Here is a 20,459-nt window from a genome sequence, read left to right on the forward strand (position 1 = left end):
CCACCGTGCCCCGCGAACCCGCCGGATCCGCCCCGACGCCCCTGGTCGCGTCCGGACCTCCCGCGTCCCTGACCGCCGGGTCCTCGCCCGGGACCGCGGCCACGCTCCCGCCCGACGTCCCCACGGCCGCTGTCGAGGTGGCGGGTGCTCCCCCGCACCCAGCCGTCGTCGGCGCGGCGCTGCTCGGCGCCGCGGATCGCCTGGACGAGCTCGGGGTTGACCCGTGGCGTCGACCCGTCCTCGCGAGGCTCGGCGGTCTCGTCGACGAAGAGGTCGAACATCGAGGTGCCGACGAGCATGTGCTGCCAGAGCGGCACCGGCCGGTGCTCCGAGACGACCACCGCATGGTTGCCGCGCACCTCGGCGAGCCAGTCGCCGAACTCCTCGGCGTTGCTCACCGTCGCCGACAGCGAGACGACCTGCACCGACTCGGGCAGGTGGATGATGACCTCCTCCCAGACGGCGCCGCGGAAGCGGTCCGCGAGGTAGTGAACCTCGTCCATGACGACGAAGCCGAGTCCTCGGAGGGTGGACGAGCCGGCATACACCATGTTGCGGAGCACCTCGGTCGTCATGACGACGACGGGAGCCTCACCGTTGACCGACGCGTCGCCCGTGAGGAGGCCGACCTTGTCGGGTCCGTGGACGGCGACGAGGTCGTGGTACTTCTGGTTCGACAGCGCCTTGATGGGCGTCGTGTAGAACGCCTTGCGTCCCGTCGCCAGCGCGAGGTGGACGGCGAACTCGCCGACGATCGTCTTGCCGGCCCCCGTCGGTGCCGCGACGAGGACCCCCTGTCCTGCCTCGACGGCACGACACCCCTCGAGCTGGAACTCGTCGAGGTCGAAGCCCTGGGAGGCGACGAAGGTCGCGAGGTGCGAGGACGGCTCCGCAGTGGGCTCGCTCATGCGGTCAGGCTACGTCAGGACGGTCACTGCTCCGGGGACGACCTCGCACTCGATCGGCAGCGGTTCGAACCGCTCGCCGTCGGCGTAGGAGACGATGCCCTTCGCCTCGAGCCGCACATGACGGCCGGTCAGGATCTCGACGGCCGGATGGTCGACGTGCGCGCCCTTGAAGACCTTGGGGAAGACCTTGAGCAGCGTGGGGATCGACACCTCGTGGAGGATGAGGACGTCGATCATCCCGTCGTCGTAGGACGCGCTCGGGACGACCTTCATGCCCCCTCCGTATGCCGGCCCGTTGGCGACCGCGACCAGCATCGCCTTGGTCTCGTGCCGGGTGCCGTCGATCTCGACGACGTAGGGAATCGGCCTGAAGACGCCGAGCTCGCGCGCGATGGCGAGGTTGTAGCGCATCTGGCCCTTGGGCCAGCGCCACCCGTTGGCCCGCTCGTTGACGACGGCGTCGAAGCCGGCGGCGAGGACGCCCACGAACCAGCGCGGGTTGCCGTGCGGGTCGAGGACGCGGACCGCGTCGATGCGCCTGGTCGCGCCGCGGGTGATCCGCTCGACCGCCTTGGCGGCGTCCCGCACCGGCAGTCCCAGCTCACGGGCGTTGTCGTTGCCCGTGCCCGCGGCGATGATGCCCAGCGGCACGTCCGTGCCGGCGACGAGGTTGACGCCCAGGTGGACCATGCCGTCGCCACCGGCCACGACGAGGACGTCGACCGACCGGGCCTCGATGGCGGCCCGGGCACGCTCGACGGCGTGCGCGCCGTCCATGGCCGAGAGGTCGACGACCTCGTGACCGGCGGCGGCGAGCAGCGACGCGGCCTCCCTCCCGATCCGGGCGCCGGTGTTCTTGCCGGCCGTCGGGTTGATGACGAGGCCGACGCGCAGGTGCGCGCTCACAGCGTCGAGGCCTCGTCGTCCGACGTCTGCAGCCAGTCGGGCCGCTCCTGCTCACGGCGCCGGTCGAGCAGGCGCGCGATGCCGTAGGCGACGAAGTAGAGGACGACGAGCGGGGTCGCCAGCAGGAGCATCGTGTAGGGGTCAGGCGTCGGCGTCGCGATCGCGGCGAAGAGCACGATGAGCACCACCGCCGGGCGCCAGCCCTTGAGCATGACGTGTGAGGGCAGGACCTTGGCGACGTTGAGCGCGACGAGGACGACCGGGAAGAGGAAGGCGATCCCGAAGACGAGGATGAAGCGTGTGACGAAGGAGAAGTAGAGCGCCGCCTCGGGCAGGTTGGCCGCTCCCTCGGGCGTGAACCCGAGGAGGATCTCGACCGCCTTGGGCAGGGTGACGTAGCCGAACCAGCAGCCGCCGAGGAAGAGCGGGACGATCGCCGCGATGAACATCAGCGAGATCCGCTTCTCCTTCTTCGTCAGCCCGGGGACGATGAAGGCCCACGCCTGCCAGAGCCACATGGGCGCCGACATGATCGTCCCCGCCCAGATGGCCAGGCTGAGGCGCTGCGAGAAGGCGGCCGTGAGTCCGGCGTAGTTGAGGTCGATGAGCGACCCCTCACCCCGCTGCTCGGCAATCGTCGCGATGGGGCGGGTGAGGTGCTCGTAGATGATGTCGAAGAGGTACCACCCGACGACCGAGCATGCGATGAGGGCCGCGGCGGCGATGAAGAGCCGTCGCCGGAACTCGCGCAGGTGGTCGCCCAGCGACATCCTGCCCTCGGGGTCGCGCCGGCGCCGTCGGGGCAGCCGAGGGCGACCGGGTCTTGCAACTCGGGCCATGTGGGGTGGGCGGGTCAGGCGGTGGTGCCGGAGGTGGGCCCGGACGTGTTGTCGGTCCGCGGCGCGTTCTCGTCCACGGCGGAGGTGCGCCGCGCCGCGTCGACATCGGCCTCGCGGTGCACGGTCTCGCCGGGGACGGTCTCGGACTTCTTGTCCTTGCCGTCGTTCTTCATCTCGTCGACCTCGGACTTGAAGACGCGGGCCGAGCGTCCGAGGCTGCGCGCCGCGTCGGGCAGGCGCTTCCAGCCGAAGATCACGATGAGCAGGACCGCGATGATGATGATCTCGGGGGCGCCGAGTCGGCCACCAAACATGAGTTGCCTTCTTCCGGTGAGGGTCGCTGTCAGTCTACGTCGTGGGTCTGTGGAGCCAGGGCTGCCGAGGCCCTCGCGGCGATGCGCTCCCTGAGATCCTCCGGTGAGGTGACGAGCACGTGGCCGCCCATGCGGAGGACGAGCCGCTCGAGCCAGGCCGTGTCGGCGGTGCGCAACGTGATCGTGCGCGAGCCGTCGGGCTCGTCGGTCGCGGACTCGACGGGGTAGTAGTCGCTCACCCACAACGCGCCCGGCTGGAGGCGCAGGGAGACGAGGAGGTCGGACTCGGTGGGGCTGAAGATGCTCTCGCCGAGCTCGCGCGGGGCCGCGCCCTCGGGCGGCGTGCCGTCCTCGTCGAGGAGGTCGAGGGCCTCGACCCGGTCGAGCCGGAACATCCGGACGCCGACGGCACGGTGGCACCAGCCCTCGAGGTACCAGTGGCCCTCGGCGGCGATGACCCGCATCGGGTCGACGTCGCGCTCGGTCGACTCGTCGCGTCCGGGCACGTGGTAGGTGAGGTGGAGGCGGCGGTGCCTTTCGACCCCCTCGCGGGCGCGCGCCAGCACGCCCGCGTCCACGGCGTCGGTGAGGTCGACCGAGACCCGCGACGCGGGCTCGGCGGCAGCGCCCGCCGCGGCCTCGAGCTTGGCCAGGGCCCGCTCGATCGCGTCGCGCTCGGTGAGGCCGGGCACGTCGAGGAGGGTGCGCAGACCGACGATGAGGGTCACCGCCTCGTCCACCCCGAGCCGCAACGGGCGCGAGATCGTGTCGGCGTTGCCGACGAAGACCCGGCCGCCCTCCCAGTCGGCCTCGATGAGCTCGTCCGGCATCTGGCCGTAGCCGCAGAGGAAGAGCAGGTTGAGGTCGGACTCGAGCTGCTCGACGCTCACGCCGAGCCCGGCCGCCGCCTCCTCGAGCTCGATGCCCTGGCGGTTGACGAGCCACGGCACCATCGTGAGGAGCCGGGTGAGCCGGTTGGTCGCCGTCTCCGCTGCCATCACGCACCTGCCTCGTGGACGGCGAGCACGGCCCGCAGCTGGCTGCGTACGCGCTCGGCGAGCTCCTCCGGCTCGACGACCTGGACGTCGTCGCCGTGGCCGGTCACCTCGGCGGCGAAGCCGTCGACGTCGTGGAAGTCGAGGGTGAGCTCGGACCAGCCGCCGTCGGTCTCGGTCGTCGACGTCGCGCGGCGACGCAGGCTGTGGCCCGCGCCGGGGCGCACGAGCAGGCGCGCCACTCGGGCGTCGCCGCGCGGCGCCGAGCTCTCGACGAGGACCCGGGCCTCGAAGCCGTCGGGGACGTCGAACGAACCCGCACGGCCCGCGGTGCGGACCGTGCCGTCGATGCGCGAGAGTCGGAAGACCCGGGTGTCGTCGCGGTCGAGGTCGTGGCCGGCGAGATACCAGCGACCGTGCCACTGGACGAGGGACCACGGCTGGACGGTGCGCACCTGCGCCTCCGCCCGCTCGGGTCGCCGGTAGCCGAAGGTGATCGGAGTCCGGCTGAGCACGGCGTCCTTGACGGCGTCGAAGGCCGGCTCGGTCGTGCGCAGGCGCGGCTCGATGCCGATGAGGGCGGCGTCGTCGCGCTCGACACCGGCGGCGCGCAGCTTGCGCAGCGCCTGGGCCGCGGGGCCGGCCATCGAGGCCTGCGCCCAGCTCCGGCTCGCGAGACCGAGGACCGCGAGCTCGTCGGGCTCGAACTCGATGTCGGGCAGGGCGTAGTCGCGCTGGTGGATGCGGTAGCCCGGCTCGTCCTCGTGCAGGACGTCGATCTCCTCGGTGACGAGCGGGACGCCCAGCGCTCGGAGCTCGTCCTTGTCGCGCTCGAACATCCGGTCGAAGGCCTCGGTCGACGCGGTCTCGCCGTACTGCGGCACGAGGCCACGGATCTGGGCCTTGGCGAGCGGGCGTCGCGTGTAGAGGAGGACGAGCACGAGGTTGAGCAGCCGCTCGGTCTTGGCCGCGGGCCCCTGCGCTGCACTCATGATGTCCGACGGTAGTCGATACCCTGCCTCCCGTGATGCAGTGGCGCGAGGGCGTGGTCGTCCGACAGATCCGTGAGTGGCCCGGAGCCGTCGAGTATGCCGTGACGCTCGCTCCCGCCGCCGACGCACCGACCGAGGTGCGCGCCCTCGCCTACACGGCGATGGTGGGCCGGCCCGAGGTGGGCGACCGAGTCGTCCTCAACGCCTCGGCGCTGCTCAAGGGGCTCGGTACCGGTGGGCTCGCCTTCGTCGTCGCCGTGCCCGACCGGCTGCCGGCCGACGCCCCCGACTCCCCCGGCCACATCGTCAAGGCCCGCTACACCCCACAGCAGCAGATGTTCCTCGCCGTCGACGAGCAGGACAGCCCGCACCACCACGTCCTGCGTGACGCCGAGTCGGTCGAGGGCATGCCCGTCGTCGTCGCGGATCTCCACTCGTCCCTGCCCGCCGTCATCGCAGGCGTGCGCACGGTCGACCCCGACGCGAGGGTCGCCTACGTCATGACCGACGGTGGTGCCCTCCCCCTCGCCTTCTCGCGCGCGGTCGCCGGGCTCAAGGAGGCGGGGTGGCTCACCTCGACGATCACCGTCGGGCAGGCCTTCGGCGGTGACCACGAGGCGGTCTCGCTGCACAGCGGGCTGCTCGCCGCCAAGCACGTCGCGGGCGCCGACGTCACGGTCGTCACCCAGGGGCCGGGCAACGTCGGCACCGGCACGCGCTGGGGCTACTCCGGTGTCGCCGCCGCAGACGCGCTCCACGCGACGACGGCCCTCGGGGGCACTCCCGTCGCCGCACTCCGCGTCTCGGGAGCCGACCCAAGACCGAGGCACCGCGGGATCTCGCACCACAGCACGACGGCATACGGGGATGCGCTCTTCTCCCCGGCGGTCGTGCCGGTCCCGGCAGGCGGGGGCGAGCTGGCCGCGCTCGTGCGCTCGCAGGCGGCGACGCTCGCCGAACGCAGCCGTGCCGACCTCGAGGTCGTCGAGGTCGGCACGGAGGGCCTGCTGGAGGCGCTGCGCTCGTCCCCGGTCCGGCTGTCGACGATGGGTCGGGGCCTCGAGGAGGACCTCGCCGCCTTCGTCGTCAGCGCCGTCGCCGGGGTGTGCGCGGCGCAGCGGGTCAGCGCACGCTGACGAGGTCCACGACGAAGATGAGGCTCTCGCCGGGCTTGATGACGGCGCCGGCGCCGCGCTCGCCGTAGGCGAGGTCGCTCGGGATGAGCAGGCGGCGACGGCCGCCCTCCTTCATCCCGACGATGCCCTCGTCCCAGCCACGGATGACCTGACCGACGCCGAGGCGGAAGTCGAGCGGCTCGCCGCGGTTCCACGAGGCGTCGAACTCCTCGCCGGTCGAGTGGGCGACACCGACGTAGTGGGCCGAGACGGTCGAGCCGACCGTGGCCTCGGCGCCGTCACCGACGGTGATGTCCTCGATGACGAGCTCGGTGGGAGCCTCGTCGCCCGGGAAGTCGATCTCCGGCTTGGTGGTGTTGGGGTCGAAGCCCATGAGGGGTCCTTTCGCGAAGGGTGGCTCGGATGGGTGCAGCGGTGGTGCGGTGCAGCGGTGGTGCGGTGCAGCGGGTCAGACGGCGCCGAGGATGTCGACGACGAAGACCATGGTGTCGGTGCCCTTGATCTCGCCCTGGCCCTGGGCGCCGTAGCCGTCGGCGGGCGGGACGACGAGGAGCAGGCGGCTGCCGACGGTCTGGCCGACGATGGCCTTGTCCCAGCCGGGGACGACGGCGCCGACGCCGATGGCGGTCGGGTAGCCCGTCGCGTTGGAGTCGAAGACCTTGCCGTCGCGCCACAGGGCGCCGGTATAGGCGACCTTGATCGTCTGGCCCTTGGCCACCTTGTCGCCCTTGCCGGTGACGAGTGGCTGGTTGACCAGTGCCGTCGGTGGGGTGGTCTTGGGCATCGTGATCGTGGCGGCCTTGCCCGGGTTCATCTTCACGGTCGGCAGGCCGGCCTTGGGCGCGACGGCCGCGCCCTCGGCCTCCTTGAGGGGCGTCGACACCTTGACGACGTCGACGACGAAGAGGATCGGGTCCTCGGCCTTGAGGCCGAGGTTGGTGTTGCCCTGCGGGCCGTAGACGTCCGAGGTCGGGGCGCCGATGAGCAGGCGCGAACCGGGCTTGGAGCCGGGGAGCTGGGTGGTGAAGAGCGGCAGCATCTGCTGGTCGGTGAGGTCGATGCCGAGCGTCTGCCCCTCCTTCCACGTGCTCGTGACGACCTTGCCGTCGGTGCCGTTGACGATCTGGGCCTTGATCGAGACCATGTCGGTCTTCGCTGCGGCCTGGCCCTGGCCCTCGGTGACGACGCGCTTGGTCTCACCGGTGAGCTTGAGCGGCTTGGGGGCGATCGTGACGGTCGGCTCCTTGGCAGGGTCGGAGCCCTCGACCTTGACCTGGGCGAGCGGGCCGGACCCGGCCTCGGAGTCGCCGGAGCCGGTGGACTCGCCGCAGCCGACGAGGGCGACGGCGCCCAGGGTCAGGGCAGCGACGAAGGGGGTGAAGCGTGCGCGGGACACAGCGAAGTACCTCGGATCGAACAGGGGGTGGGATCGCCCCACCATAACCACACGACCTGTCACATCCCTGAGATGAGCCGCTCCACCCGGGGGTCCTCGTTGCGGAACGGGTCCTTGCACAGGACGGTGCGCTGGGCCTGGTCGTTGAGCTTGAGGTGGACCCAGTCGACGGTGAAGTCGCGCCGGTGCTCCTGCGCCGCGCGGATGAAGTCGCCACGCAGCTTGGCCCGGGTCGTCTGCGGTGGCCGGACCTTGGCCTCGAAGACCTCGGGGTCGGTGACGGCGCGAGCCGCCCTCCCCCGCGCCTGGAGCAGGTAGAAGAGCCCGCGGTGTCGGGTGATGTCGTGGTAGGCGAGGTCGATCTGTGCGAGCCGCGGGTGCTCGAGGTCGAGGCCGTGCCTCGTGGCGTAGTCGTCGAGCAGGCGGTACTTGATCATCCAGTCGATCTCGGTGTCGACGGCCGCGTGGTTGCCGGTCTCGATGGCGTCCAGCGTGCGCTCCCACAGGTCGAGGACCGTCTTGTGGTCGGGGTCGCGTGCGCCCTCGCGCTCGACGTATGCCGTCGCGGCGGCGAGGTACTCGCGCTGCAGGTCGAGGGCGCTGAGCTCCCGGCCGTTGGCGAGACGGACGAGCCGCCGCCCCGTCATGTCGTGGCTGATCTCGCGGATCGCCCGGATGGGGTTCTCGAGGGTGAGGTCGCGCATGACGACGCCGTCCTCGATCATCCGGAGCACGAGGTCGCACGACCCGACCTTGAGCATCGTCGTCGTCTCGCTCATGTTGGAGTCGCCGACGATGACGTGGAGGCGCCGGTACTGCTCGGCGTCGGCGTGCGGCTCGTCGCGGGTGTTGATGATCGGCCGGCTGCGCGTCGTCGCCGACGAGACGCCCTCCCAGATGTGGTCCGCCCGCTGGCTCACGGCATACTCCACGCCCTTCGAGGTGCGTACGAGCTTGCCTGCGCCGCACGTAATCTGGCGGCTGATGAGGAACGGCAGCAGGGTGTCGGAGAACACCTGGAAGTCGCCGCCGCGCCCGACGAGGTAGTTCTCGTGGCAGCCGTAGGAGTTGCCGGCGGAGTCGGTGTTGTTCTTGAAGACGTAGATCTCGCCGGTGACGCCGTCCTCGCGCAGCCGGGCCTGGGCGTCGGCGACGAGCCCCTCGACGACCCGCTCCCCCGCCCGGTCGTGCGCGACGAGCTGGCGCAGCGAGTCGCACTCGGCGGTGGCGTACTCCGGGTGGCTGCCGACGTCGAGGTAGAGCCGCGAGCCGTTGGCGAGGAAGACGTTGCTCGAGCGACCCCAGGCGACGACCTTGCGGAAGAGGTAACGGGCGACCTCGTCGGGCGTGAGTGTGCGCTGGCCCTCGGACGAGGCGGTGATGCCGTACTCGTTCTCGATCCCGAAGATCCGTCGCTCCATGACGTCACCCTAGTCTCGGCGGGTCTCGTGCGAAGGCGGGTCGGCGCCGTGTCCGGTCCAGCATCCGGGACGGCGGTACCAGCATTCGGCCCCTAACGGCATGTTTGATTTTCGACAACGCTGTGTTATCGATGAGAGGACCCCACATGGCCACGCTGCGACTCGGCGACACCGCCCCGGACTTCACCGCCGAGACGACCGAGGGGGAGATCAGCTTCCACGACTGGAAGGGCGACGGCTGGGCCGTCCTCTTCAGCCACCCGGCCGACTTCACGCCCGTGTGCACGACCGAGCTCGGCCGCGTCGCCGCGCTCAAGGACGAGTGGGCCGACCGCAACGCCAAGGTGCTCGCCGTCTCGGTCGACGCCATCGACGACCACGAGGCGTGGAAGAAGGACATCGAGGAGGTCGGTGGCTCGGCCGTGACCTACCCCATCGTCGCCGACAAGGACCGCAAGGTGGCCGAGCTCTACGACATGATCCACCCGGGCGAGGGCGACACCTCGAGCGTCCGCTCGGTCTTCCTCATCGACCCCAAGGGCAAGGTCCGGCTCACCCTCACCTACCCGAAGAGCGCCGGCCGCAACTTCGACGAGGTGCTCCGCGCACTGGACGCCCTGCAGGTCAACGACGCCGGACCCTTCTCGACGCCGGCCGACTGGAAGCAGGGTGAGCGCGTCATCGTCGCCCCGACCGTCTCCACGGTCGAGGCCCGTGAGCGGTTCGCGGACGTCGAGGAGGTCAAGCCCTACCTCCGCTACGCCGCCGCACCCTCCGCCTGAAGCCCTCGACTTCTTGCCCGGATGCGACAGCGAGCGCCAGCGAGCTGGCGCATCCGGGCCAGAAGTCGAGCAACAGAGACGTATGCCGTGTGGTCCCGGTGGACGGGACCACACGGCATACGTTGGTGTCCATGAACGACATCAGCCTCGACGTCCCCGCAGACCTGCTCCTGCCCGAGTCCGGCACCGGACCGGGCATCGTGCTCTTCCAGGAGATCTTCGGCGTCACCGACTACATCCGCTCGCGGGCGCAGGACCTCGCCGACCTCGGCTACGTCGTCCTCGTCCCGCACCTCTACGGACGGCTCGGCGACCCGGTCGTCGAGGAGGGCGGTGACGGTCTGCCCCGCGCGATGGCGCTGCTCGAGGAGCTCGACTGGCAGCAGGCGGTCGAGGACGGAGTCGCAGCCGTCGCCGCGCTGCGCGAGCACCCGTCCGTCGAGGGCGGGGTGGGCGTCCTTGGCTTCTGCTTCGGCGGCGGGATGGCCTTCAACGTCGCCGCGGTGGCCCGGCCCGCGCCCGACGCGCTCGTGAGCTACTACGGCTCGGCGCTGCCCAACCTCCTGGGGCTGGCGCCGGACGTCACGACGCCGAGCCTGCACCACTTCGGCGACAGCGACGCCTACCTGCCGCTCGCCACGGTCCGCGACATCGAGCGCGCCGTCACCGAGGGGCACGACGACGTGACGGTGCGTGTGCACCCGGGCGGCGACCACGCGTTCGACAACCCGTCGCCGATGTTCCACCACGCCGAGGCCTCGGCGACGGCGTGGGAGGAGACGACCCGCTGGTTGGAGTCGCACCTGCCCGTGGAGGCCCCCGCGACCAGGCGCTGACCCGGAGCCCCGACGCCGACGGTTCAGTCGGCGTCGGGGCTATCGGCGTTTCGTCAGTCGGCGTCGGGTCAGTCGGCGTCGGGCGTGGGCTCGTCCCCGTGGCGCTGGGTCTGCGGGTTGCTCGCGGCCTGCCGCGGGGTGTCGTGGTCGACCGGTGGCACGTCGTCGGTGGGGTCGTCGTCGGAGAGCAGCTGGCCGAGCAGGTCGCCGTTGATCCTGCGGAAGGTCCGGCGGGTGCGCGTGCGGTCGAGCACGGCGACCTCGAGCTGGTCGGGGCCGAGCTCGCGGTCGGGCCCGCCCGCCGGGTCGTGCGCGAGCCCGTCGACGGCGAGCCGGAGCGCCTCGGCGAGTGTGAGACCGGGCTGCCACTGCTCGGTGAGCCGCTCCTCGATCTGGTCCGACGCACCGCCCATCGCGACGAGCCCGTGCTCGTCGGCGACCGAGCCGTCGTAGGTGAGGCGGTAGATCTGGTCGCTCTCCGCGTCACGGCCGACCTCGGCCACGACGATCTCGACCTCGTAGGGCTTGGACTCCTGGGTGAAGACCGTGCCGAGCGTCTGCGCGTAGGCGTTGGCGAGACCCCGGGCGGTGACGTCGCTGCGGTCGTAGGAGTAGCCGCGCAGGTCGGCGTAGCGGACGCCGGCGACCCGAAGGTTCTCGAACTCGTTGTACTTGCCGACCGCCGCGAAGGCGATGCGGTCGTAGATCTCGCCGATCTTGTGCAGGCTGCGCGAGGGGTTCTCGGCGACGAAGGCGATGCCGTGGTCGTAGCCGAGGACGAGAACCGAGCGGCCGCGAGCGATGCCCTTGCGAGCGAAGTCCGCCCGGTCCTTCATGAGCTGCTCGGGCGAGACGTAGAACGGCATACCGGCTGTCATGACGCACTCCCGTCGCGGCGGCCGCCGGCGTTGCCCCGGCGGTGCTCGATGATCGCGTCGACGACGGGAGCGACCGCGTCGTCGGCGACGAAGCGCGCGCCCTCGGCGGTGACGAGCGCGACCGTCGGCCAGATGCGCCTGCCGACGTCGGGGCCGCCCGTGGCGGAGTCGTCGTCCGCCGCGTCCCACAGGGCCTCGACCGCCACGCGAAGCGCCTCGTCGGGGCCCATACCGGGGCGGTAGAGCTTCTTCATCGCGCCGCGGGCGAAGAGCGAGCCCGAGCCGACGCTGTGGTGGTCGTGCTCCTCGTAGCAGCCGCCCGTGACGTCGTAGCTGAAGATCCGGCCCAGCGACGACTGATGGTCGTAGCCGGCGAAGACCGGCACGACGCTGAGCCCCTGCATCGCCATCCCGAGGTTGCCCCGGATCATCGAGGCGAGCCGGTTGGCCTTGCCCTCGAGGGACATGAGCGTGCCCTCGATCTTCTCGTAGTGCTCGAGCTCGACCTGGAAGAGGCGGACGAGCTCGATCGCGAGCCCCGCCGTGCCGGCGATGCCGACGACCGAGAACTCGTCGGTCGCGAAGACCTTCTCCATGTCGCGGTTGGCGATGATGTTGCCCATCGTCGCCCGGCGGTCACCGGCCATGAGCACGCCGCCGTCGAAGGTCAGCGTGACGATCGTCGTCCCGTGGGGCGCGTCGATCGTCGCTCCCGGCGGCAGGCCGCGCCGTGAGGGGATGAGGCTCGGCTCGTGCTCGGCGACGAAGTCCGTGAACGACGACGAACCGGTGCGGAGGTATGCCGCGGGGAGACGGCCGCCGTCGGGCACCGGGGTCACTGGCCGCCCTTCTGGACGAACCCGCGCACGAACTCCTCGGCGTTGGTCTCGAGCACGCCGTCGATCTCGTCGAGGATGTCGTCGATGTCGGTGTCGGCGACCTGGGCCTGCGGGGCCGCGGGCTCGGGGGCGTCGTCCGGACCGTCGTCGCGTCGCCCGGGCTTGATCTGTTCCTGGCCGGCCATCGGGTCCTCCTCGTGTCGCCGCCGCACCTCGCGGGTGCCTGTGCCTCCGAGCCTAGTCGGAGGGTCCGTCGGCGACGGCGAGCGACGCGAGCAGTGACCGGATGTCGGGCGCTCCCTCGATGAGGTCGCCCACCGCGGCGCGCGTCCCACGCAGGGGCTCGAGGATGGGGATCCGCTGCAGCGACCGCTCCCCCGGGACCTCGACGACGACCGAGTCCCACGACGCTGCCACGACCGAGTCCGGGAACCGGCGCAGGCACTCGCCCCGGAACCAGGCGCGCGTGTCCTCGGGTGCGCGGTCCATGGCGGCGGCGGCCTCCTCCTCGGGGACGAGCACCTCGACCCGGCCGGTGGCGGCGAGCCGGTGCGCGAGGCCGCGGTCGGCGCGCACGTCGGACCACTGGATGTCGACGGCCCGGAGGCGAGGGTCGCCCCAGCCCAGCGAGTCGCGCTCCCGGTAGCCCTCGAGGACCGCCAGCTTGGCGACCCAGTCGACCCACCGGCGGGCATCCATCGGGTCGCCCTCGAGCGCCGTGAGGACGCGGTCCCACCACGTGAGGACCTCGGTGGTCTCGGCGTCGACGTCGCTCCCCCACTTCTGCTCGACATAGGCGGAGGTGAGCTCGAAGTAGGTCCGGAGCAGCTCGACGGGCCGGATCGAGCGCCCGTCGGCGAGGTCGATCGTCGACTGCAGCGTCGGGTCATGGCTCACCGCCTGGAGCGTGCGCACCGGGGCGAGCACCGACAGGTCCTGGGTGAAGGCGTCGTCCTCGATCATCGCGAGCACGAGCGAGGTCGAGCCCATCTTGAGCAGGTTGGCGACGTCGCAGTGGTTGGCGTCGCCGAGGATGACGTGGAGGCGGCGGTAGAGGTCGGCGACGGCGTGCGGCTCGTCGCGGGTGTTGATGATGGGCCGCTTGAGCGTCGTCTCGAGCCCGACCTCGGTCTCGAAGAAGTCGCTGCGCTGGGCGAGCTGGTAGCCGGGCGTCCGCGAGTCGACGCCGATGCCGACGCGCCCCGAGCCGCACATCACCTGGCGCACGACGAAGAACGGCGTGAGCTGGGAGATGATCCGCGCGAACGGCGTGCGCCGCGACATGAGGTAGTTCTCGTGGGTGCCGTAGGACGCACCCTTGCCGTCGGTGTTGTTCTTGTAGAGGTTGACCCCGGGCGGGACCGTGGCGAGCCGCTGCACGGCCTCGCGCATGACGAGCTCGCCGGCCTTGTCCCAGACGACGGCGTCGCGCGGTGTCGTCACCTCGGGCGAGGAGTACTCCGGGTGGGCGTGGTCGACGTAGAGGCGGGCGCCGTTGGTGAGGACGACGTTGGCCATCGTCGGGTCCTCGACGTCGGTGAGCTGGCTCGGGTGCGCCGCCCCGCGTCCCATGTCGAACCCGCGGGCGTCGCGCAGCGGCGCCTCGTCCGCGTAGTCCCACGAGGCCTGCGCGGGGCGGATGCCCCGGCTCGCGGCATACGTCGTCACGACGTCGCCGGAGAGAACCATCGGGTTGGCGCCGGGTGCACCGGGGACGGAGATGCCGTACTCGGTCTCGATGCCCATGACCCGTCGGACCGTCATGAACCCATCCCAGCGACACCGGATCTCGACATGAGCCAAGCCAACCATGACCACGGCATACTCCCGGCATGCGCTCGTACCGCGGGATGTCCCCGCTCACCACCGCGACAGTCGCCCTCATCGACCGGATGCGGGTGCCCGTCGAGGAGATGACCGAGGAGCAGCGCCACGAGGCACGCGGCGCGACCTACCCGACGAAGCCCCCGCACTCGTGGGTGACCGGCGTCGCCGACCCGGCCGTCGGGATCACCTTCGGGACGGCGCCGGCGCGCGACGGCTACGAGATCCCGCTGCGGATCTACCGGCCCCGCGCGATCCGCGACGCCCAGGACGACGTGCCCGTCATCGTGTGGTTCCACGGCGGTGGCTGGGTGCTCGGCAACGTCGTCAACTACGACCCGATCTGCACCCACCTCGCGTCCGAGGTCGGCGCCGTCGTCGTCAGCGTCGACTACCGCCTCGCCCCCGAGCACCCGGCGCCGACGGCGGTGCACGACGCCGTCGACGCGACGACGTGGGTGGCCGCCCAGTCCGACGTGCTCCGGGCCGACGCGCACCGGCTCGCCGTCGCCGGCGACTCGGCGGGCGGCAACCTCGCGGCCGTCGTCGCGCAGGTCGTCTCCTCCAGCGGTGCCGAGTGGATCCGGCACCAGGCTCTGCTCTATCCGGCGACAGACCTCACGATGGCGTCGCCGTCGATCGACGAGCACGCGAACGCTCCCATCCTCACCCGTGACTCCATCCTCGCGTTCCGCGACCACTACTGCCCCGGCGGTGACTACGAGAACCCGCTGCTGTCACCGCTCTTCGGTCCTCTCGAGGGCCTCCCGCCCGCGCTCATCCAGACCGCGGACCTCGACCCGATCCGGGACGACGGGACCCGGTATGCCGTCGCGCTGCGTGACGCGGGCGTGGACGTGCGTCTCACGAACTACCTGCGGGTCCCGCACGGGTTCGCGAGCTTCCCTGGGGCCGCTGCGGCGGGTGCCCAGCACCGTTGGGAGCTCGTCAGCGAACTGCGGCGCCACCTGACCTGACCTGTGGCCTAGGGTCGCACCATGCGAGAGATCGTCGTCTTCTCCGGTAGCGCGCACCCGGCCCTCGCCTCGGCGATCTGCGACCAGCTCGGGGTGCCACTCTCGCCCAGCGACATCAAGCGGTTCAGCAACGACTGCCTCCAGGCGCAGCTCCTCGCGAACTGCCGCCAGCGCGACGTCTACATCGTCCAGCCGCTCGTGCCGCCCACGCAGGAGCACCTCATGGAGCTGCTCCTCATGATCGACGCGGCCCGGGGTGCATCGGCGGCCCAGATCACGGCGGTCATCCCGCACTTCGCCTACGCCCGGTCGGACAAGAAGGATGCCTCGCGCATCTCGCTCGGTGGCCGGCTCGTCGCCGACCTCATCTCGACCGCCGGCGCCCACCGGGTGCTGACGATGAACCTCCACGCGCCCCAGGTCCACGGCTTCTTCTCGGTGCCGGTCGACCACCTCACCGCGCTCGGGGTGCTCGCCGACCACTTCCGCGGCACCGACCTCACCGACTCGGTCGTCGTCTCCCCCGACCTCGGCAACGCCAAGGAGGCGACCCAGTTCTCGCGGCTGCTCGGCCTCCCTGTCGCCGCCGGCAGCAAGAAGCGCGAGAGCGACGACAAGGTCGTCATCGACTCGATCGTCGGCGACGTCCGTGGCAAGCGGGCCATCGTGCTCGACGACGAGATCGCCACGGGCGGGTCCATCGTCGAGCTGCTCGACCGGCTGGCCGACTTCGGAGTGACCGAGGCGGCGGTGGCGTGCACGCACGGGCTCTTCGCCGGTCGTGCCGTCGAGCGGCTGCGCAACCACCCGATGGTGAGCCAAGTCGTCACCACGGACACCGTGCCCGCCCCCGGCGGCTGGCCCGAGCTCCAGGTGCGCACCGTCTCCGGCCTCTTCGCCGAGGCGATCACCCGGATCCACGAGGGCGAGTCCGTGAGCATCCTCTTCGACGGCGTCGACCCGACGCACGCACCTCCGCAGGGCTCGCTCTTCGACCGGGTCGGGAGCTGACGTGTCGCGTCTGGTCGCACCCCTGCTCGACCTGCTCGCCGTCCTCGTCTTCGCGCTCGTCGGGCGTCGCTCGCACGCTTCCGGCATCACGCTCGGTGGCGTGCTCGAGACCGCGGCGCCGTTCCTCTGCGGCACGGCGGCGGGCTGGCTGCTCGCCTCGCTCGCCCTCGACGCCTCGCCGCGCTCGTGGCAGTTCGGCGCGATCGTCGTCGCCGCAACCGTCGTCATCGGGATGCTGCTGCGCAGGCTCGCCGCGGCGGGCACCGCGCCGTCGTTCGTCGTCGTCGCCACCCTCTTCCTCACCGCGACGATCATCGGCTGGCGCCTCCTCACCCGCTGGCTCGCCTAGACCGAGGAGCTCAACACGCGCCATGCGGTCGCGCCCACGCTCGAGTGGAGGATCGCAGGGACCATGACCCCGGCGATCCTCCACCTGAGCGGTGGAGGTGCGGGCGGCGCCGCTGGTGCGGGCGGCCTGCCTAGAGGTACTGGCCGGTGTTGGCGATGGTGGAGATGGAGCGGCCGGGCTCGTTGCCCTCCTTGGTCTTGATGAGGGTGCGGATGTAGACGATCCGCTCCCCCTTCTTGCCGGAGATGCGCGCCCAGTCGTCCGGGTTCGTCGTGTTGGGCAGGTCCTCGTTCTCCTTGAACTCGTCGACGACGCTCTGGAGGAGGTGGTCGACCCGCAGGCCGCGCTGACCGGTCGTGAGGAAGTCCTTGATGGCCATCTTCTTGGCCCGGTCGACGATGTTCTGGATCATCGCGCCGCTGTTGAAGTCCTTGAAGTAGAGGACCTCCTTGTCGCCGCCGGCGTACGTCACCTCGAGGAACTCGTTCTCCTCGTCCTCGGTGTACATCCGCGTGACGACGGCGTGGGTCATCGCCTCGACGGTCGCCTCCGGGGAGCCGCCGTTCTCGGCGAGGTCGTCGGCGTGCAGCGGCAGGTCGGCGGTGAGGTACTTGCTGAAGATCTCGGTCGCGCTCTGCGCGTCGGGCCGCTCGATCTTGATCTTCACGTCGAGCCGGCCGGGTCGCAGGATCGCCGGGTCGATCATGTCCTCGCGGTTGCTCGCGCCGATGACGATGACGTTCTCGAGCCCCTCGACGCCGTCGATCTCGCTGAGCAGCTGGGGGACGATCGTCGTCTCGACGTCGCTCGAGACGCCGGACCCACGGGTCCGGAACAACGAGTCCATCTCGTCGAAGAAGACGACGACCGGGAAGCCCTCGGACGACTTCTCCCGCGCCCGTTGGAAGATGACGCGGATGTGACGCTCGGTCTCGCCGACGTACTTGTTGAGCAGCTCCGGGCCCTTGATGTTGAGGAAGTAGCTCGCGCCGGGGTCGCGACCCTCCTTCTCGGCGATCTTGCGCGACAGCGACGCGGCGACCGCCTTGGCGATCATCGTCTTGCCACAGCCGGGAGGGCCATAGAGGAGCACGCCCTTCGGCGGCTTGAGGTGGTGCTCGGTGAAGAGGTCCGGGTGCAGGTAGGGCAGCTCGACGGCGTCGCGGATGAGCTCGATCTGGCTGCCCAGGCCGCCGATGTCGTCGTAGGCGATGTCGGGCACCTCCTCGAGGACGAGGTCGGCGACCTCGGCCTTGGGGATCTGCTCGTAGACGAAGGCACTGCGCGGCTCGAGGAGCAGCGCGTCACCGACGCGGAGCTTGACGTCGCCCAGGGAGGCGGCCACCCGGCATACCCGCTCCTCGTCGGCACGCGACAGGACGAGGACACGGTCGTCGTCGAGGATCTCCTTGAGCAGGACGACCTCGCCGGCGCGCTCGTAGCCGTGCACGGCGACGACGTTCATCGCCTCGTTGAGCATGACCTCGCGGCCGACCTCGATCTCGCCGGGCTCGATGGTGGGGCTCACGGCCACGTGCATCTTGCGTCCGCCGGTGAGGACGTCGACGGTCTTGTCGTCGAAGGTCTCGACGACGACGCCGTAGCCCGACGGGGGCTGGCCGAGCCGGTCGACCTCGGACTTGAGGGTGACGATCTGCTCGCGGGCGTCACGCAGCGTGCGGACGAGGCGTTCGTTCTGGGCCGAGACGGTGTTGACCTGGGAGCGCAGGTCGGCGACCTGTCCCTCGAGGCGGCGCGTGGCGTCGCGGTCGGACGGAGGGGTGAACTCGGTCATCGTGGCCTCCTCGGCTCGGCGTGCACCTCCACGCTAACCCGTGACGCTGCGCCGAACCTTCCTGACTCGCTTGTCGGACGGGACACGTTCTCCGATGGCCTCGGGCGTCCACTCCTCGGCGGTCGCGCCGGGGATGGTCTCGGTCGTCGTGCCGTCGGCGTCCTCGGACCCCTCGTAGCCCTTGCCGGGCCGGCGCTTGCGCAGGGGCGGGGTGACGCCCGGTGCCAGTCGACGGGTCGTGATGAGGAAGCCCGTGTGGCCGTGCATGCGGTGCTGGGGGCGGACGGCGAGGCCCTCGAGGTGCCAGCCGCGCACGAGCGACTCCCACGCCGACGGCTCGGTCCACTCCCCTGCGTCGCGCATGGCCTCGGCGACCTTGGACAGCTGGGTGGCGGTCGCGACGTAGCAGATGAGCACGCCACCGGGGGCGAGCGCACGGCCGACGACCTCGAGGCAGTCCCACGGCGCGAGCATGTCGAGGACGACGCGGTCGACGGTGCCGGGCTCGACGTGCTCGGGCAGCGCCTCGACGAGGTCGCCGACGGTGACGGTCCACGCGGGGTGGTCCTCGCCGAAGTAGGCGCGGGCGTTGGCCCTGGCGATGTCGGCGAAGTCCTCGCGCCGCTCGAACGAGTGCACCCGCCCCGTCTCACCCACCGCGCGCAGCAGCGACATCGACAGGGCGCCCGAGCCCACGCCGGCCTCGACCACGACGGCCCCCGGGAAGATGTCGGCCATGGTGACGATCTGGCCCGCGTCCTTGGGGTAGACGACCGCGGCACCGCGCGGCATCGACATGACGTAGTCGGCGAGCAGTGGCCGCAGCGCGAGGTACTCGAACCCGGCCGTGTTCGTCACCGTCGAGCCGTCGGGGGCGCCGATGAGGTCGTCGTGCTGGAGGTAGCCGCGGTGGGTGTGGAACTGCTTGCCCGGCGCGAGGGTGATGGTGTGGAGGCGGCCCTTGGCGTCCGTGAGCTGCACCCGCTCACCTTCGGCAAAGGGTCCACGTCGAAGGTCGGCACCGGTCGCACTCATGAGGCGGGAGTCTAGTTGCCCTCGATGACCCGGTTGACCGCCTCGACGCTGACGACGCCGAGCACCCGTCCGTCCTCGACCGCGACGACGACCGTGCTCTGTGCCTCCTGGATCGCGGTGACGACGGCCGTGAGGTCGTCGCCGCTCCGGGTGTGCGCGACCCAGCCCTCGGGCTGCACCCTCGCGAGCGCCGACACGGGTGTCGTCGACCACCGCTCGCGCGGCACCGACGCCGCGTCCTGTGCCCACACGAGGGCCGTCGGGCGTCCGGTCGCGTCGACGACGACGGCCTGGCCGGCGGTCGCGGCTGCCGCGGCGAGCGGGTCCTCGGGGCGCAGCACCGGCAGCGCCATGACGACCTGCGCGACGGTGCCGCGCGCGAGCATCTGCCGGGCCTGACCCGTGCGGATCGCGGCCGTGGCCCCTTGCCACATGAAGAAGCCGATGAGCGCCATCCACACGACCTGCGTGAACGACGGCTGCTGCCCCGCGAGCAGCGGCCGCACGACGAACCACAGCACCACACCCACGGTGACGGCGCGCCCGGTCCACCCGGCCGCGATGAGGCCCTTCTCCCGGCGACCGGTGAGCCGCCACACGAGGGCGTCGACGAGCTGTCCGCCGTCGAGCGGCAGCCCCGGCAGCAGGTTGAAGACCGCGAGCAGCACGTTGACGAACGCGACCCCGAAGAGCACGCGCTCCGGCACCTCGGACGTCATCGCGAGCGACGCGACCCACGCCACCGCGCCGAGCGCGAGGTTGGCGAGCGGTCCGACGACCGCGATGAGCGCCGCCTTCCCGGGTGTCGACAGGCGAGGGTCGTATGCCGTGTGCCCACCCCAGAGGTCCGCCTTCACCCGGTGGACCGGCAGCCCCACGGCCACCGCCGTCGCCGCGTGCGCGCCCTCGTGGACGAGCACGGAGACGAGGAGCGAGACGGCATACGCGATGCCGACGACGTAGGCGAGGGCGCCCAGCTCAGGGGCCCCGGAGCCGACGAGGAAGGTGATGAAGGCGGCGAGGAGGAGCCAGCTGGCGCCGATCTCGACGGGAACGCCACCCACCCGGGCGATGACCAGACCCGAGGAACGTGTCTCACGGGGGGCGGCCATGGGCGCGACCCTATACGTGCGGCGGCATACTCGACCGGGTGAGCACCTCCGTGACGACTTCCTCCGACACCGCGACCGACCACCGTCCTGACGCGACGGCGGACCTCTCGGCGG

22 protein-coding genes are annotated in these 20,459 nt (G+C 71.2%); 6 read left to right on the plus strand and 16 right to left on the minus strand.

All coding sequences use genetic code 11. The annotated features are described in order from the left end of the window. The 6 genes from N798_RS10605 to N798_RS10630 form a co-directional block, all read right to left on the minus strand. The coding region (locus N798_RS10605) for a DEAD/DEAH box helicase (RefSeq protein WP_035948301.1) at nucleotides 1-908 on the minus strand (908 nt) is incomplete at its 3' end. Between the two features lie 9 nt (nucleotides 909-917). Continuing rightward, entirely contained in the window at nucleotides 918-1,814 is an 897-nt protein-coding gene (locus N798_RS10610) for a diacylglycerol/lipid kinase family protein (protein WP_035948303.1), read from the minus strand. Further along, nucleotides 1,811-2,584: a twin-arginine translocase subunit TatC gene (tatC, locus tag N798_RS10615; protein ID WP_035948304.1), complete on the minus strand. Its 774-nt coding sequence runs from the start codon at nucleotides 2,582-2,584 to the stop codon at nucleotides 1,811-1,813. The genes N798_RS10610 and tatC overlap by 4 nt, the downstream gene beginning before the upstream one ends. Nucleotides 2,585-2,667: 83 nt before the next feature. Then, entirely contained in the window at nucleotides 2,668-2,967 is a 300-nt protein-coding gene (gene tatA, locus N798_RS10620; protein WP_035948306.1) for a Sec-independent protein translocase subunit TatA, read from the minus strand. 29 nt (nucleotides 2,968-2,996) lie between these two features. Further along, nucleotides 2,997-3,965 (minus strand): helix-turn-helix transcriptional regulator, encoded by a 969-nt coding sequence (locus N798_RS10625; RefSeq protein WP_035948307.1) that lies wholly within the window; start codon nucleotides 3,963-3,965, stop codon nucleotides 2,997-2,999. Then, nucleotides 3,965-4,954, minus strand: a complete 990-nt coding sequence (locus N798_RS10630; protein ID WP_035948308.1) for a helix-turn-helix transcriptional regulator — start codon at nucleotides 4,952-4,954, stop codon at nucleotides 3,965-3,967. The genes N798_RS10625 and N798_RS10630 overlap by 1 nt, the downstream gene beginning before the upstream one ends. Before the next feature lie 32 nt (nucleotides 4,955-4,986). Here N798_RS10630 and N798_RS10635 point away from each other — a divergent pair, with 32 nt between their 5' ends. Continuing rightward, nucleotides 4,987-6,090: a DUF3866 family protein gene (locus N798_RS10635; RefSeq protein ID WP_371870439.1), complete on the plus strand. Its 1,104-nt coding sequence runs from the start codon at nucleotides 4,987-4,989 to the stop codon at nucleotides 6,088-6,090. Here N798_RS10635 and N798_RS10640 read toward each other — a convergent pair. The 3 genes from N798_RS10640 to pafA all read right to left on the minus strand — a co-directional run bounded on the left by N798_RS10640 (nucleotide 6,077) and on the right by pafA (nucleotide 8,907). After that, nucleotides 6,077-6,463, minus strand: a complete 387-nt coding sequence (locus tag N798_RS10640; RefSeq protein WP_035948310.1) for an FKBP-type peptidyl-prolyl cis-trans isomerase — start codon at nucleotides 6,461-6,463, stop codon at nucleotides 6,077-6,079. The two genes, N798_RS10635 and N798_RS10640, sit on opposite strands and share 14 nt — an antisense overlap. Nucleotides 6,464-6,538: 75 nt before the next feature. Beyond that, on the minus strand, nucleotides 6,539-7,486 hold the full coding sequence (locus tag N798_RS10645) for an FKBP-type peptidyl-prolyl cis-trans isomerase (RefSeq protein ID WP_035948311.1): 948 nt from the start codon (nucleotides 7,484-7,486) through the stop codon (nucleotides 6,539-6,541). Nucleotides 7,487-7,545: 59 nt separating this feature from the next. Beyond that, nucleotides 7,546-8,907: a Pup--protein ligase gene (pafA, locus tag N798_RS10650; protein ID WP_035948313.1), complete on the minus strand. Its 1,362-nt coding sequence runs from the start codon at nucleotides 8,905-8,907 to the stop codon at nucleotides 7,546-7,548. A gap of 146 nt (nucleotides 8,908-9,053) precedes the next feature. Between pafA and N798_RS10655 the strand changes: the two genes are divergently transcribed. Both N798_RS10655 and N798_RS10660 read left to right on the plus strand, forming a co-directional pair. Next, nucleotides 9,054-9,689, plus strand: a complete 636-nt coding sequence (locus N798_RS10655; protein ID WP_035948315.1) for a peroxiredoxin — start codon at nucleotides 9,054-9,056, stop codon at nucleotides 9,687-9,689. 131 nt (nucleotides 9,690-9,820) lie between these two features. Next, a complete protein-coding gene (locus tag N798_RS10660) occupies nucleotides 9,821-10,525 on the plus strand; it encodes a dienelactone hydrolase family protein (RefSeq protein WP_035948318.1) in 705 nt (234 codons plus the stop codon). A gap of 68 nt (nucleotides 10,526-10,593) precedes the next feature. Here the strand turns inward: N798_RS10660 and prcA are convergent, their stop codons facing one another. Genes prcA through dop form a run of 4 tightly spaced genes read right to left on the minus strand, consistent with a single transcriptional unit; the run spans nucleotide 10,594 to nucleotide 14,006 of the window. Further along, complete coding sequence (gene prcA, locus N798_RS10665) at nucleotides 10,594-11,403, minus strand: proteasome subunit alpha (RefSeq protein WP_035948320.1); 810 nt, start codon at nucleotides 11,401-11,403, stop codon at nucleotides 10,594-10,596. Beyond that, nucleotides 11,400-12,242: a proteasome subunit beta gene (gene prcB / locus N798_RS10670; protein WP_035948322.1), complete on the minus strand. Its 843-nt coding sequence runs from the start codon at nucleotides 12,240-12,242 to the stop codon at nucleotides 11,400-11,402. The genes prcA and prcB overlap by 4 nt, the downstream gene beginning before the upstream one ends. Then, nucleotides 12,239-12,427 (minus strand): ubiquitin-like protein Pup, encoded by a 189-nt coding sequence (locus N798_RS10675; protein WP_035948323.1) that lies wholly within the window; start codon nucleotides 12,425-12,427, stop codon nucleotides 12,239-12,241. Before N798_RS10675 ends, prcB begins: the two co-directional genes overlap by 4 nt. 52 nt (nucleotides 12,428-12,479) lie before the next feature. Next, complete coding sequence (gene dop / locus N798_RS10680; RefSeq protein WP_035948325.1) at nucleotides 12,480-14,006, minus strand: depupylase/deamidase Dop; 1,527 nt, start codon at nucleotides 14,004-14,006, stop codon at nucleotides 12,480-12,482. A 68-nt stretch (nucleotides 14,007-14,074) separates the two neighbouring features. Between dop and N798_RS10685 the strand changes: the two genes are divergently transcribed. From N798_RS10685 to N798_RS10695, 3 genes are read left to right on the plus strand one after another with little or no spacing between them, the layout of a single operon-like run. Beyond that, a complete protein-coding gene (locus N798_RS10685; protein WP_035948327.1) occupies nucleotides 14,075-15,043 on the plus strand; it encodes an alpha/beta hydrolase in 969 nt (322 codons plus the stop codon). 21 nt (nucleotides 15,044-15,064) lie between these two features. Further along, nucleotides 15,065-16,054 (plus strand): ribose-phosphate diphosphokinase, encoded by a 990-nt coding sequence (locus N798_RS10690; protein WP_035948329.1) that lies wholly within the window; start codon nucleotides 15,065-15,067, stop codon nucleotides 16,052-16,054. Between the two features lies 1 nt (nucleotide 16,055). Beyond that, on the plus strand, nucleotides 16,056-16,403 hold the full coding sequence (locus N798_RS10695) for a DUF3054 domain-containing protein (RefSeq protein ID WP_035948331.1): 348 nt from the start codon (nucleotides 16,056-16,058) through the stop codon (nucleotides 16,401-16,403). Nucleotides 16,404-16,533: 130 nt separating this feature from the next. Here N798_RS10695 and arc read toward each other — a convergent pair whose 3' ends face one another. The 3 genes from arc to N798_RS10710 are packed head-to-tail and all read right to left on the minus strand — an operon-like array spanning nucleotide 16,534 to nucleotide 20,345. Continuing rightward, nucleotides 16,534-18,198, minus strand: coding sequence for a proteasome ATPase (arc, locus tag N798_RS10700; RefSeq protein WP_035948334.1), 1,665 nt, complete (start codon nucleotides 18,196-18,198; stop codon nucleotides 16,534-16,536). 33 nt (nucleotides 18,199-18,231) lie between these two features. Continuing rightward, nucleotides 18,232-19,233: a tRNA (adenine-N1)-methyltransferase gene (locus N798_RS10705; protein WP_035948337.1), complete on the minus strand. Its 1,002-nt coding sequence runs from the start codon at nucleotides 19,231-19,233 to the stop codon at nucleotides 18,232-18,234. An 11-nt stretch (nucleotides 19,234-19,244) separates the two neighbouring features. Then, nucleotides 19,245-20,345 (minus strand): site-2 protease family protein, encoded by a 1,101-nt coding sequence (locus N798_RS10710; RefSeq protein WP_035948339.1) that lies wholly within the window; start codon nucleotides 20,343-20,345, stop codon nucleotides 19,245-19,247. Nucleotides 20,346-20,459 lie beyond the last annotated feature (114 nt).

Origin of the sequence: Knoellia flava TL1 (genome assembly GCF_000768675.1) — a bacterium.
GTDB lineage: Bacteria > Actinomycetota > Actinomycetes > Actinomycetales > Dermatophilaceae > Knoellia > Knoellia flava.